Below are 13,379 nucleotides of genomic sequence, written 5' to 3'. Positions count from 1 at the left end.
CTTTATGTTTTTATGATCACTAAACCCAAGCTTTTAGGCGTTGCCCTTCACTTTCATGTTCAATTCTTTAGCAAAATCAAGCATGCGTGTGAGTGGGATGAGAGCTTTGATACGCAGTTCTTCATCCACAAATATTTCATGATTAGTTTTATCGCTATCGACTAATGAAGCTTCAATAGCTTGCAAACCGTTCATGGCCATCCACGGGCAATGGGCACAACTTTTACAGGTGGCACCGTTGCCGCCAGTTGGGGCTTCGAGCAAGGTTTTACCTGGCGCTGCTTGCTGCATTTTATAAAAAATACCGCGATCTGTCGCAACGATAAAGGTATCGTTAGGCATGGTTTGCGCGGCTTTAATTAACTGACTGGTAGAGCCGACAGCATCAGCAAGTTCTACTACACTGGCAGGTGATTCTGGGTGTACTAGAATCGCCGCCGTAGGATGCTGTTTTTTAAGCTCACGAAGTGCTTTGGCTTGAAACTCATCATGCACAATACATTCGCCCTGCCATAACAACATGTCAGCGCCAGTTTGTGTGTTGATATACGAACCTAAGTGACGATCGGGTGCCCAGATAATTTTTTTATCCTGGCTATCGAGATGCTCAACAATTTCTAACGCAATACTGGAGGTGACAACCCAATCTGCGCGGGCTTTTACTGCTGCTGAGGTATTGGCATATACCACGACAGTATGATCTGGATGCGCATCGCAAAATTCATTGAACTGCTCAATTGGACAACCTAAATCTAATGAGCAGGTTGCTTCTAGGGTTGGCATTAAAATGGTTTTTTCTGGGCTTAATATTTTAGCGGTTTCGCCCATAAACTTAACCCCAGCAACAATTAATGTCTTTGCGGGGTGATCGCGACCGAAGCGTGCCATTTCCAGAGAATCAGACACGCAACCGCCCGTCTCTTCAGCTAACGCTTGGATTTCAGGATCAGTATAATAATGGGCAACAAGTACCGCGTTTTGATCAATCAATAGCTGTTTAATACGTGCTTTATATTGTGCTTTCTCAACGTCAGACAACACGGCAGGTTTTGGCGGAAACGGATATTCAATCATTTCAATTCTAGGTGCCGACAGACTCATACATGTTCCAATCTAGTGACAATATCCGAGTATTATACGAAAAAGAGGCTAAAAACAAAAGGACGCTTTAGCGTCCTTTTGGATAAGATAGATTAAACACTGTTAACGCATAGCTAATAGCATTTCTTGCGGTTGCTCTAAGTAGTGTTTCCATAGATTACAGAAGCGTGCAATGGTGCCACCGTCAATGACGCGATGATCGCCAGACCAGCTTACTTGCATAATCTTACGTGCTTCAACTTCGCCTTTAGCATTAAAGCGCGGCAATATTTGTAACTTGCCTAACGCAACAATGGCCACTTCAGGTTTGTTAATAATTGGTGTTGCCACCGTGCCGCCCAATGCACCAATATTGGAGATTGAAATAGTTCCGTCTTTTAAATCTGCTGGCGACACGCGGCCACTGCGCGCGGCAGTCGTTAAGCGAGTTATGTCGGCGGCAATATCTAAAATAGACTTACTTTGCACATCTTTGACATTTGGCACCAATAAACCGACTTTAGAGTCGACTGCCATACCAATATTATGACGTGACTTGTACGTTAACTCGGTGCAATCTGCATTAACTTGACTATTCAATATCGGAAATTCAGTGATCGCTAATGACATGGCCTTCATAAAGAATGGCATCATGGTGAGCTTCACTTCGTCAGTTGAATAACGTTGCTTCATGCTTTCACGTAAGGCTACGAGTTCGGTAAGGTCAAACTCTTCACAGTAAGTAAAATGAGGGATAGTCGATACTGACTCAACCATCATTTTCGCCATAATGGCTTTGACGCCCTTTATGGGTTCAACTCGGTCACTTGCCGTTACATTAGTCACTGTGTCGCTATTCACAGAACTGACAACTTGAGCACTTACGTGACTCGTTGATGACACTGCCGTTGTGCTTGCTGCAGCTTGAGTGGCATGACCACCTTGCTGATGACGTTCAATATCTTCTTTGTAAACTCGACCATTTTTGCCTGTGCCCACAACCATAGCGATATTAATGTCCAGTACTCGCGCCATTCGGCGAACGGCTGGGCTAGCTAAGGCTTTACCTTGTGCAACAGGTTCAAGGTTAACTTGTGGCGCAGCTGCTTGTGCTTGTTCAACTACTTCAACTGGAGCTGACGGAGCATTAACTTCAGCTTCCACTTCAATGGCGAATAAAGGTGAGTGCACTTTAGCAAGCTGACCTTTACGATAATGCAGTTTTACAATTTTACCGGCTTTCATGGCCGGGATTTGCACTAACGCTTTATCGGTCATCACATCAGCGATGGGTTGATCTTCAACGACGATATCGCCTTCTTCGACTAACCAATCAACCAATTCACATTCAACAATCCCTTCACCGATATCAGGCAATAAGAACTCTTCAATGTTTGACTGACTGCTGGTTGTAGCCGTAACTGCATTACTGTTGTTGTTAACAGCTGAATCGTTAACCGGTGTCATGGCAGCAACAGGGGCTTCAATGACGCTATCGTTGTCATCTCCATCCATTTCTACTGCGTACAATGGTTGATGCACAATGGCGATTTCACCTTTGGCGTAATAAAGCTTGGTAATTTTTCCAGCATGGGGCGCCGGAATTTGCACCAAAGCTTTGTCTGTCATTACATCTGCTATCGGTTGATCTTCTGTGACGATGTCACCTTCGCTGACTAACCAATCAACTAATTCACATTCCACCACACCTTCACCGATGTCGGGTAAAATAAAATCTTTAATCATATCTTACTCCTAAAACGACACAGTGGCCTTGATGGCTTCGAAGGTCTTTAACTCATCTGGCATGTATTCTTTTTCATGCACTAATGGATAAGGCGTATCTAAGCCGCACACTCGACTGATCGGTGATTCAAGCGATAAGAAACATTCTTGTTGAATCGTTGCCGCAATTTCACCAGCAAAACCGCCAGTTAATGGCGCTTCATGGTTAATCAGTAAACGACCCGTTTTGGTCACTGATTTTGCGATAGTTTCAACATCCCATGGCGCGATTGTGCGTAAGTCGATAATTTCGCATGAAATACCTTCTTTCTCGGCACGTTCGCAGGCTTTTTCGACGATTTCCATCTGTGCGCCCCAAGCCAGTACAGTAATATCGCTGCCCTGCTTAACCACTTGTGCTTTGCCTAACTCGATTACGTAGTCACCGGCAGGGACTTCGCCAACAGATGCGCGGTACAAACGCTTAGGTTCAAAGAAAATCACCGGGTTTGGATCGCGAATAGACGCCAGCAACAACCCTTTAGCTTGTTCTGGATTACGCGGAATAACCACTTTTAAACCAGGTGTTTGGGTAAAATAGGCTTCAGGTGATTGTGAGTGGTAATGTCCACCGGCAATACCACCACCGTATGGTGTGCGGAAGGTTAACCCACCCACATCAAATTGATTACCACTGCGGTATCTAAATTTTGCCGATTCATTAACGATTTGATCGAATGCCGGAAAAATATAATCAGCAAACTGAATTTCAGCAACCGCAGTCATGCCATAAGATGCTAGACCATTAGCAAAACCAGCAATACCTTGTTCAGTTAGCGGCGTGTTAAAACAACGGTCGCGACCAAACTGCTCTTGTAAACCAGAAGTCGCGCGAAAAACTCCACCGAAGTGGCCAACGTCTTCACCAAAAATCACCATGCGCTCGTCGGCAGTCATGGCTATTGATAACGCCTCATTGATGGCGTGTAACATATTCATTTGAGCCACGGTTTAGAGTCTCCCTGCGCTTTTTGGATAGGCTTTTGGATACTTAGCAATGTGTTCTTTCAGCTCTTTAAGCTGTTTTCTCAATGCTGGGGTCGGTTTATCAAGCACATCTTCAATAATTTCATCTAGTTTCGGAATAGGTAACTTTTCAGCCACTTTAACTGCTGCTAGCACTTCTTCGCGATAACGTTCAAATAACTTGGCTTCATCGGCTTCAGTTATCCAGCCTTTATTGACCATCCATAACTTAAAACGTTTTACTGGATCGTGTTGCTGCCATTTGGCTTCTTCTTCTTTTGAACGATAACCAGATGGATCGTCTGATGAAGAATGCGCGCCCAAACGATAAGTCATCGCTTCGATTAATACCGGTGCATTATGTTCTAGTGCATGGGCACGGGCTTGTTGTGTGGCAGCTAACACCGCTAGCATGTCGTTACCATCTACACGAATGGTATGCATACCGTACCCAACTCCACGACTCGCAATACCGTTACCGGCAAATTGCTCTTCTGTAGGGGTTGAAATAGCATAACCATTGTTACGACAGAAAAAGATGGTCGGAGACTTAAGCACTGCAGCCATGTTCAAACCAGCATGGAAGTCACCTTCTGATGCTGCACCTTCGCCAAAGTAACAAATGGCGACGTTACGCTTGCCTTGCAGCTTCATACCATAAGCAACACCTGTGGCTTGTGGAATTTGAGTTGCCAGTGGTGATGAAATGGTTTGGTAGTTGAGTTCGCGGCTGCCGTAATGAATCGGCATTTGACGACCTTTACCTAAATCTTTCTCGTTACTGAACATTTGATTCATAAATTGTTCAGTCGTAAAACCGCGATAACGCAATGAGGCGTGCTCACGATATTGAGCCAAAATGACATCGTCTTTATCAAGCGCTGCTGTGCTGCCAATAATTGAGGCTTCTTCACCGGTACAGGTCATGTAAAAACTAATCCTTCCTTGACGCTGCGCACCCAACATACGCTCGTCTAATACGCGTGTAAAAACACAAGTATCAAAGATTTTTTCGGCCAAAGCCTTGTCGATTACTGGTAGAACCGCGTTTTCATACGTAGTGCCATCGGCTTGCAAAATACGCAAAATGGGGATGTGCAATGACGCTTTGTCTAAGAAGCTGACACGGTGCACTGTTTCATTGGTCAGTGGTGCGTTGCTCATATTATGCTCTTGTTATTGTTGAGCCATGTTCAACATAAACATGGCTCTATTTATACTATGCGAGTAGACATTACGTTAACGTAAACTACCTATCAATACTTACTCTCACTGTAAACGCATTTTACTCACGATTGACATGTATATATTGCTTTACGACTATAAAATTGACTCGTTTGGTGCAGGTACTAAACATAGCACTGTACGTTGCCCAATAGGCACATTTGCATTGGGAAATACGATGGCTTCTTGTGGGTATTCCACAATGATGGCATTACCACCTTCTGTCGCTAACACCTCGCCCTGACTAAAGGCACTGAAGTTTTCTGCATCGCCTGCAAAGCTAAATTCAAAATCATCAAAGTGCTTGTTAATAGAGCGCGATACCTTATACAAGTTGACCTTGCTAGGGTCGAACTCAACAGGTGCTAACTTAGTTTCAGTAATCAACTTTTCAAGCATAGTATGAGTTTGTGCAAAACGACTCATGTCATTTTGGCCAAATGGCATCACTTTGCCTAATTCCACCGTAAAAGCATCTGCTTGAAATTGCTGTGACGAATAATAACTAAACGTTGTTGTTGGTTCGTGGTGAAACAACATAGTATCAACGCCACATGCCGCCAAAAACATAATTTGTTCACCGCTGAAAGCACGGCCTGGGCGGTATGGGTAAATGGCAAACTTTTCATGCTTTGAGGCACGGATGGCAGTATGTAAGTCGTAATGAATACGTTGGTTGTCGCTATTAGCATTGAAAAAATCAGCCACGTATTGCTCTAATGCTTTGGCACGGTGACGCTCTGGATGGCTTAAGCCCTCGCCTTTAGAATGCGCGCCACTAAAAAGACGATTCATGTTTTCATCAATAAAACGGGTTTTATTGAGAATAGCAGTAGGGTTACCAATTAAAAACATCACACGCTGCTTGGCAATAATGCGTTGGCTGAGCAAATCTTTAATGAGTTGATTACAGATTTCAATCGGCGCAGTTTCATTACCGTGCACAGCACAAGACAGCACGATATCTTTGGTGGCATTAGCCGGCGTAAATACAATCACTCCCGTATCCCACACATCTACGCGAGTATGATCTGCCAACATAAAATCGTATGCCGCAGGTAATTGATTTGGATTGGCTAAGGTATAGGCTAAAAAATCGCGGTTTATCATCAGGTCAGATAACACTATCAACTCCTTGTCTCATTATTATATGGCGTAGTTAACTTTGACGTAAAACGATGTTAACTATTACTGCCTATTGTGGCGAATTCTATCATAGCCAAACGCTATTTTATTGGTGGCATAACTTAGATTTATTTATTAATAAAAGTTTGCTTGCAAATATTGTCGATATTCAACACAATTACAGCCATCTAGACTTCTATAATTTGTTTTAAGGGTTTGTCATGGCGTTAGCAACATTTGGTGCAGGCTGTTTTTGGGGTGTTGAATATTTTTTCCGTGAAATTAACGGCGTCAGTAACGCAACGTGTGGCTACATGGGTGGCAAAGACAGTGCGACGACATATAAAGAAGTGAAGACGGGTTCCACTGGTCATGCAGAAGTGGTGCAAGTTGAGTTTGATCCAGAAGTCGTCAGTTACAACGACTTGTTGGACACTTTTTGGAAAAACCACAACCCAACCATGCTGAATATGCAGGGCGGCGACATTGGCACACAATATCGCAGTACGATTTTTTTCCACGATAAAGAGCAAAAAGCCCAAGCTGAAAGCTCTAAACTGGCGTTAGCACGCAGTGGTAAATGGGGGCAGCGTCATATTGTGACTGAAATTGTACCGATACAAACATTCCACATTGCCGAAGAATACCATCAGAATTATTTAGAAAAAAATAATTTACCAACTTGTCATTTGGTTTACTAAACCTACGCTAGCAAACAGTATAGAGCGACAAGTAACCGTTTCAAGCAAGCTAATGTGCACCATTACCTCACTTGAAACGGAATATTTACACAATAGATAACCCCAATCGATTTCCTACACTCAACTTCACTTTACCCGCAGAGGTAAATTCCATACAATCCCATGCAAATTGCTTAAGGCATGTTATCGGAGAACAAAATCATGAGTGAAGCTCGTCACGTTAACCTACTAATTTTAGGTTCTGGCCCTGCCGGCTATACCGCTGCTGTTTATGCAGCGCGTGCAAATTTAAATCCTGTGATGATCACAGGCATGCAGCAAGGTGGTCAATTAACAACCACAACTGAAGTGGAAAACTGGCCAGGCGATGCTGAAGACTTAACTGGTCCAGCATTAATGGATCGCATGCAAAAACACGCTGAAAAGTTTGATACCGAAATTATTTTCGATCATATCAATGAAGTGACCCTAACTGAGCGCCCTTTCCGTTTAAAAGGCGACAATGGCGAATTTACCTGTGATGCATTAATTATTGCCACTGGTGCATCTGCTAAATACTTAGGTCTTCCATCTGAAGAAGCATTTATGGGCCGCGGTGTTTCTGCCTGCGCTACATGTGACGGTTTCTTTTATCGTAACCAAAAAGTTGCGGTGATTGGTGGTGGTAATACTGCTGTTGAAGAAGCACTTTACTTAAGTAATATTGCATCTGAAGTTCACTTAATTCACCGTCGTGACAGCTTCCGTTCAGAAAAGATTTTGATTAACCGCTTAATGGACAAAGTCGCTAACGGTAATATCATTTTACATCTTGACCAAACACTTGAAGAAGTCACTGGTAACGATATGGGTGTGACGGGTCTTAAAAAGAAAAGCACTAAAGATGGTTCAGTGACAGATTTAGAAGTCGCTGGTGTATTTGTTGCTATCGGTCACAGCCCTAATACTGGTATTTTTGCTGGTCAATTAGAAATGAATCACGGTTACTTACAAGTAAACAGTGGTTTACAAGGCAATGCAACACAAACTAGCATCGAAGGTGTTTATGCTTGTGGCGACGTAATGGATCAACATTACCGTCAAGCAATCACTTCAGCCGGTACAGGTTGTATGGCAGCACTTGATGCTGAGCGTTATTTAGACGCAAAAAAGTAATCTACTGGATGTGATACAACAAAAGAGCAGCTCAGGCTGCTCTTTTTTATTGCCTTAAAAAACATTACACCGCTTTTTGATAAAACACTGCTTCAGTATCGCCTAAAGGATCGCGGTGAATACTTTTATGTTGAAACGTCATACCGAGTTTTTTCATAATCGCAATTGAGGCAAGATTGTCCTCTACAGCAACGGCACTGACATGAGTCACGTCATCAGGCTCACTGACAGCATCCATAACCGCTTTAGCTGCTTCTGTCGCGTAGCCTTTGCCCCAACTGATATGCTTAAAACGCCAACCTAACTCCAAGTTATGCGGTTGTGCTTGGGTGAAAAAGTGCATCGGCCTGACTAATACCCAGCCTAAATACTCGCCGCTTAACCCATGCTGGGCATTTTCGTCACAATCGAGCGCATGGACTTTCCATAATCCCCACCCTTTTGACGGATTTAAATATTGAGCCAATCTAGGCAACATGATCGTATCTATCTGATGCTGAGTGGTTTTATTACCGCCGTTGAGAAAGTGCATGACTCGTTCATCTTGGTCTAATTCAAATAATAGCGCGCTGTCATTAAGGGTCATTAATGACAGCTGTAATCTAGAGGTGTTTTCAATCTGCACAATATCTGTTCCCTAAAGGTTTTATATCATGAGTTCACATGCTAGTAGTTGACACACAAGTTTACACAATGAAACAACAAATCCTAAACATATCGATTAACATATACAGTAGAAAAAAGACTATTGGCGGTATGAAATGAACTTACTGCAAAAATATCGGATTATAAAAAGGAAGCATTGTGGCTACTAAAAAACAAATAATATTACCCATCATAGTATTAGGTATTGGAATAGCCGGTTTAGTTGGGATTGCTGCACTAAAAAAACCGCCTGAAGAAAAGCCTGCAGTTGATACCACCCCTTTAGTGTCGGTTGAAGCACTTGAATATAAACCGATGACCTTCTCAGTCAGTTCATACGGTGTTGTCGCGGCAAAATACGACACCGAACTCGTCGCACAAGTCAGCGGTGAAATTATTTATTTAGCCGATAAATTCGTCAAGGGTGGCTTTGTTAAAAAAGGTGATGTTCTAGCTAAAATTGATCCCAGTGACTATGAAGCAGGTTTATTGGATGCTCAAGCAAACATAGCCTCATCTAAAGCAAACATGGTGCAAGAACGAGCCAATGCGGAAGTCGCCTTACGAGAATGGGCCGAGATAACCAGCAGTAAGCCAACCGATCTCAGTTTACGCAAGCCACAATTAGCACAAGAATTAGCCAAACTAAAAAGTGCTGAAGCGGGTTTATTACGTGCACAACGTGATTTAGAGCGTACGGTTATCCGCGCGCCGTATGATGCACTGATTTCCAGCCGTGAAATCGGTTTAGGTGCATACGTCACCACTGGCAGTAAAATTGGTCATGTTTACAATACTGATACAGCAGAAATCCGCTTACCGCTTGCCGATAAAGAAATGCAATATTTAGATCAAAAAGGCACTCATGCTGAGGTACGATTAGTGGGTAACTTTGCTGGAAGCAAACAAGAGTGGATAGGAAAAATTGTTCGCAGTGAAGGCGTGGTCGACAGCAAAAGCCGCATGACATACCTGGTTGCCGAAATAGACGACCCATACGGACTCAATAGCGATAAAAATGAATTACGATTTGGCACCTATGTTACCGCCTATGTTGAAGGCAGTAATGCCGGTAATGTGGCCATTATTCCGCGTCATTTGATTGTAAATGGTTTAGTTGCCGTGATGGATAGCGACAAAACCTTACGTTATAAACCTGTTAACATTATTCGCCAAGAAGGCGCGAATGTCGTGATTTCAGAAGGTATTGAATCAGGCGTGCAAGTTATTACATCAGCGCTTGATTACCCGCTAGAAGGTATGCAACTCGCTTTGCCTGAAGATAAAATCTTACAAGATGAGTCAGTAGAAACAGAAAAAACTGAACTTGCGATGGAAGGTAAATAAACATCATGGACGATACTAACAAAGGAATTATCGCCTGGTTTGCCCGCAATAGCGTAGCTGCAAACTTGTTGATGATCATTATCATACTCGGTGGTCTGTTGACCGCCAATACAATCCGTAAGCAATTCTTCCCTGCTGTTGAAGTTAACTGGATTCAATTTAGCGCCGTTTACCCAGGTACTGCACCACAAGAAGTGGAAGAAGGCATTACCATTAAAATTGAACAAGCCTTAGAAAGCGTTCAAGGATTAAAAAGGGTTATTACCTATTCAAATCGTAATATAGCGCAGGGATATTTTCAGGTTGAAGACTCATATGACCCACAAGTCGTACTTGAAGAGGTTAAGTCTGAAATTGACTCGATCTCAACGTTTCCTGGTGGCATGGAGCCCCCTAAAGTTGAACGGATTAAATTTCGCCAAGAAGTAATGTATTTAAGCCTTTATGGTGACTTAAACCAAAAGCAACTCAAAGATTTAGGCGAGCGCATTAATGATGAAATCATGCAATTGCCTGGTGTCAACATTAGCGAATATTATAGCGGCTTAAGTTATGAAATTGGCATTGAAGTCAGTAAAGACCGTTTACGTGAGTTTGGGATCACATTTAACGATGTCGCTGAGGCCGTTCGTGGCTATTCACGCAATATGTCGGCTGGCCAAATCAAAGCAGAAAATGGTTACATCAATTTACGCGTTCAGAATCAAGCCTATGTGGGTTACGAGTTTGAACAACTGCCTTTACTAACATTAGATGATGGTACCAAGATTTTATTGGGTGATATTGCCAGCGTAAATGATGGCTTTGAAGAAGGCATTCAATACTCTAAATTTAATGGTAAAAACTCAGTTACCTTCTTCATTGGTGCGGGTAAAAATCAAAGTATTACCGATGTGGCGGATACCATTAATAGCTTTGTCGATAAACAGCAAAAAATATTACCACAAGGTGTAAAACTTGAACCTTGGGTAGACATGACTTACTACTTGGATGGCCGTTTACAACTGATGCTCGACAGCATGAAAAGTGGTGCGATATTAGTGTTTATCATGCTGGCCTTATTCTTGCGAGTTCGATTGGCTTTTTGGGTGATGATGGGACTACCGGTGTGTTTTCTAGGTACATTATTGTTTATGCCAATGGCATTTTTTGATGTCACCATTAACGTTATCAGCTTGTTCGCCTTTATCTTAGTGCTGGGGATCGTGGTCGATGATGCCATTGTGATGGGCGAAAGTGCCCACAGCGAATCAGAAGAACACGGCCAAAGTATTGACAGCGTTATTCGTGGGGTTAAAAAAGTCGCCATGCCAGCAACCTTTGGTGTATTGACCACGATAGCCGCTTTTCTACCAATAACCATGGACGACGGTCCATCATCTGCATTTGGGCAGGCTATTGGTTTTGTTGTTATTTTATGTTTATTATTTTCATTAATAGAATCTAAATTGATTTTGCCTGCGCATTTGGCGCACATGAAAAAGCCTACCATTGTTAAACCAGGTTCAAAAAATCCATTAGATTGGCTGCGTAACGGCGTTAATTTTGTTCAAGGTAAAATTGATCGCGGCTTAACGAAATTTATTAAGTCTGTCTATCGCCCTTCCCTTGAATTAGCGGTTGAGTATCGTTACGCGGTTATCATGTTGTTTATCAGCTTGATTTTGATCTGTGTTGGGCTTTATATGGGCGGTTTGGTTCGTTTTATCGGTCAACCAAAAATTCCACACGACTTTCCAAGAGTCACCGTTGAAATGAACGTTGATGCATCAGAAAAATCGACACTCGCGGCCGCACTGGCCATAGAGCAGACTTTATATGATGTTGATAAAAAGATTGAACAGCAATATGGCCAGAAAATGATTTCTGACATGCAAGTCGATCTTAAAGGGCAAACAACAGCAGAAGTGATGACTAAATTGGTCGACCCATCACTTAGACCAATGGATACCTTTGCTTTAGCAGACTTATGGCGTAAAGCAATGCCACAAATTCCAGGAGTTAAATCGTTTAGCATTCAAGACAGTTTAATGGGCGGAGGTCGTGAAGATGGCGACATTAGCTTTAGACTCGAAGGTAAAGATGAAAGTCAGTTAGTGGCAGCGTCATTAGCCCTAAAAGCCAAACTAAATTCACTTAAAGGCGTCAGTGACGTAAACGACAGCCGTCAATCAAGTGCCAAAGAAGTGCAGTTTCAGCTAAAGCCGTTGGCCAATGCATTGGGTTTAACCTTAGCCAATATCGCCTCACAGGTGGGCAACAGCTTTTACGGTCTTGAAGCACAACGTATTATTCGTAATGGTGAAGAAATAAAAGTGATGCTTCGCTACCCTGAAGAGCAACGTAATTCAATCGCACTGGTACAAGATGTGATGATTAACACCCCACAAGGTGCAGAATTACCGCTATCTGAAGTGGCTGAAATAATGGTGGTTCAAGGCGTTAACAGTATCCGCCGCGAAAATGGTAACCGTACCATTAATGTGTGGGCCAATGTAGATGCAGATCAAACTGAACCGTTTAAGTTAGCTAAAGATATCCGTGATAACTTTATGCCTGAGTTATTGATTAAGTATCCGCGGGTACACAGTGAAGTGTCTGGTAGTATTCAAGAGCAATTAGACAGCGCAGATACACAAATGCGTGACTTTATCTTATCGTTATTGCTGATTTATAGCTTGTTAGCTATTCCACTACGCTCATATATTCAGCCTGTGATGATCATGTCTGTGATCCCGTTTGGGGTTATTGGTTCCGTAATGGGCCACATCATTTTAGGTATCGATTTAAGTGTACTATCGATGTTCGGTATTATTGCCGCGGCTGGTGTTGTGGTGAATGACTCGTTGGTGATGGTGGATTATGTCAATAACTCACGCAAAGCCGGTGTGCCGATGAAACAAGCCGTTCTCAATGCCGGTTGCCGTCGCTTTAGGGCTATCATGCTAACGTCATTAACAACATTCATGGGTTTAGTGCCGATTATGGCTGAGACCAGTATGCAAGCTCAAATGGTGATCCCAATGGCGGTTTCATTAGCGTTCGGAGTATTATTTGCGACTGTGGTAACTTTATGTCTTATTCCATGTTTATATATTGCAATTGAAGACGGTAAAGCATTGATCCGCAAGGTCATCAATATTTACGTCCCTGCTCCTTCGTCTGCGATACCAGCAACCGAACAGCATTAAAAGCAATTACAACTACAATAAAAAAGGGCCTAAATGGCCCTTTTTTATTGCATTTTTTATGTTCGAGACAACACTTATAAATCGACTCTATCGATGGTTTTTTATGATGTGATAATCGATGTTCAAAGATTAAGTGAGTAATTGGTTTTATTCACAAAAT

General features: G+C 42.6%; 10 protein-coding genes. 4 read left to right on the top strand and 6 right to left on the bottom strand.

Annotation, left to right across the window (positions count from 1 at the left end):
• Positions 1–33: 33 nt before the first annotated feature.
• From nadA to astE, 5 genes are all read right to left on the bottom strand, one after another.
• A complete protein-coding gene (gene nadA, locus SFRI_RS09960; RefSeq protein ID WP_011637399.1) occupies positions 34–1,101 on the bottom strand; it encodes a quinolinate synthase NadA in 1,068 nt (355 codons plus the stop codon).
• A gap of 102 nt (positions 1,102–1,203) precedes the next feature.
• A complete protein-coding gene (locus tag SFRI_RS09955) occupies positions 1,204–2,826 on the bottom strand; it encodes a dihydrolipoyllysine-residue acetyltransferase (protein ID WP_011637398.1) in 1,623 nt (540 codons plus the stop codon).
• A 9-nt stretch (positions 2,827–2,835) separates the two neighbouring features.
• On the bottom strand, positions 2,836–3,813 hold the full coding sequence (locus SFRI_RS09950) for an alpha-ketoacid dehydrogenase subunit beta (RefSeq protein WP_011637397.1): 978 nt from the start codon (positions 3,811–3,813) through the stop codon (positions 2,836–2,838).
• A gap of 3 nt (positions 3,814–3,816) precedes the next feature.
• Entirely contained in the window at positions 3,817–4,995 is a 1,179-nt protein-coding gene (locus SFRI_RS09945) for a thiamine pyrophosphate-dependent dehydrogenase E1 component subunit alpha (protein WP_011637396.1), read from the bottom strand.
• A gap of 156 nt (positions 4,996–5,151) precedes the next feature.
• A complete protein-coding gene (gene astE / locus SFRI_RS09940) occupies positions 5,152–6,180 on the bottom strand; it encodes a succinylglutamate desuccinylase (RefSeq protein WP_011637395.1) in 1,029 nt (342 codons plus the stop codon).
• A 221-nt stretch (positions 6,181–6,401) separates the two neighbouring features.
• On the opposite strand from astE, the gene msrA reads away from it, so the two are divergent.
• Positions 6,402–6,881 carry a peptide-methionine (S)-S-oxide reductase MsrA gene (gene msrA, locus SFRI_RS09935; protein ID WP_011637394.1) on the top strand — a complete coding sequence of 160 codons (480 nt, stop codon included), beginning with the start codon at positions 6,402–6,404 and terminating at the stop codon, positions 6,879–6,881.
• Positions 6,882–7,082: 201 nt separating this feature from the next.
• On the top strand, positions 7,083–8,036 hold the full coding sequence (trxB, locus tag SFRI_RS09930; RefSeq protein WP_011637393.1) for a thioredoxin-disulfide reductase: 954 nt from the start codon (positions 7,083–7,085) through the stop codon (positions 8,034–8,036).
• A gap of 64 nt (positions 8,037–8,100) precedes the next feature.
• Here trxB and SFRI_RS09925 read toward each other — a convergent pair whose 3' ends face one another.
• Positions 8,101–8,661 carry a GNAT family N-acetyltransferase gene (locus tag SFRI_RS09925; RefSeq protein WP_011637392.1) on the bottom strand — a complete coding sequence of 187 codons (561 nt, stop codon included), beginning with the start codon at positions 8,659–8,661 and terminating at the stop codon, positions 8,101–8,103.
• Positions 8,662–8,840: 179 nt separating this feature from the next.
• Between SFRI_RS09925 and SFRI_RS09920 the strand changes: the two genes are divergently transcribed.
• Complete coding sequence (locus SFRI_RS09920; RefSeq protein ID WP_011637391.1) at positions 8,841–10,028, top strand: efflux RND transporter periplasmic adaptor subunit; 1,188 nt, start codon at positions 8,841–8,843, stop codon at positions 10,026–10,028.
• A 5-nt stretch (positions 10,029–10,033) separates the two neighbouring features.
• Positions 10,034–13,219 (top strand): efflux RND transporter permease subunit, encoded by a 3,186-nt coding sequence (locus tag SFRI_RS09915; protein WP_011637390.1) that lies wholly within the window; start codon positions 10,034–10,036, stop codon positions 13,217–13,219.
• The last annotated feature ends 160 nt before the right edge of the window (positions 13,220–13,379 follow it).

Origin of the sequence: Shewanella frigidimarina NCIMB 400 (assembly GCF_000014705.1) — a bacterium.
GTDB lineage: Bacteria > Pseudomonadota > Gammaproteobacteria > Enterobacterales > Shewanellaceae > Shewanella > Shewanella frigidimarina.
The sequence above is the reverse complement of the archived record's forward strand: the minus strand, read 5'-3'. Positions and strand labels throughout refer to the sequence as shown.

Bases quoted from the DNA above. Each gene is read 5' to 3' on its own strand.
- nadA (WP_011637399.1), bottom strand. From the start codon at position 1,101: ATGAGTCTGTCGGCACCTAGAATTGAAATGATTGAATATCCGTTTCCG.
- SFRI_RS09955 (WP_011637398.1), bottom strand. From the start codon at position 2,826: ATGATTAAAGATTTTATTTTACCCGACATCGGTGAAGGTGTGGTGGAA.
- SFRI_RS09945 (WP_011637396.1), bottom strand. From the start codon at position 4,995: ATGAGCAACGCACCACTGACCAATGAAACAGTGCACCGTGTCAGCTTC.
- msrA (WP_011637394.1), top strand. From the start codon at position 6,402: ATGGCGTTAGCAACATTTGGTGCAGGCTGTTTTTGGGGTGTTGAATAT.
- trxB (WP_011637393.1), top strand. From the start codon at position 7,083: ATGAGTGAAGCTCGTCACGTTAACCTACTAATTTTAGGTTCTGGCCCT.
- SFRI_RS09915 (WP_011637390.1), top strand. From the start codon at position 10,034: ATGGACGATACTAACAAAGGAATTATCGCCTGGTTTGCCCGCAATAGC.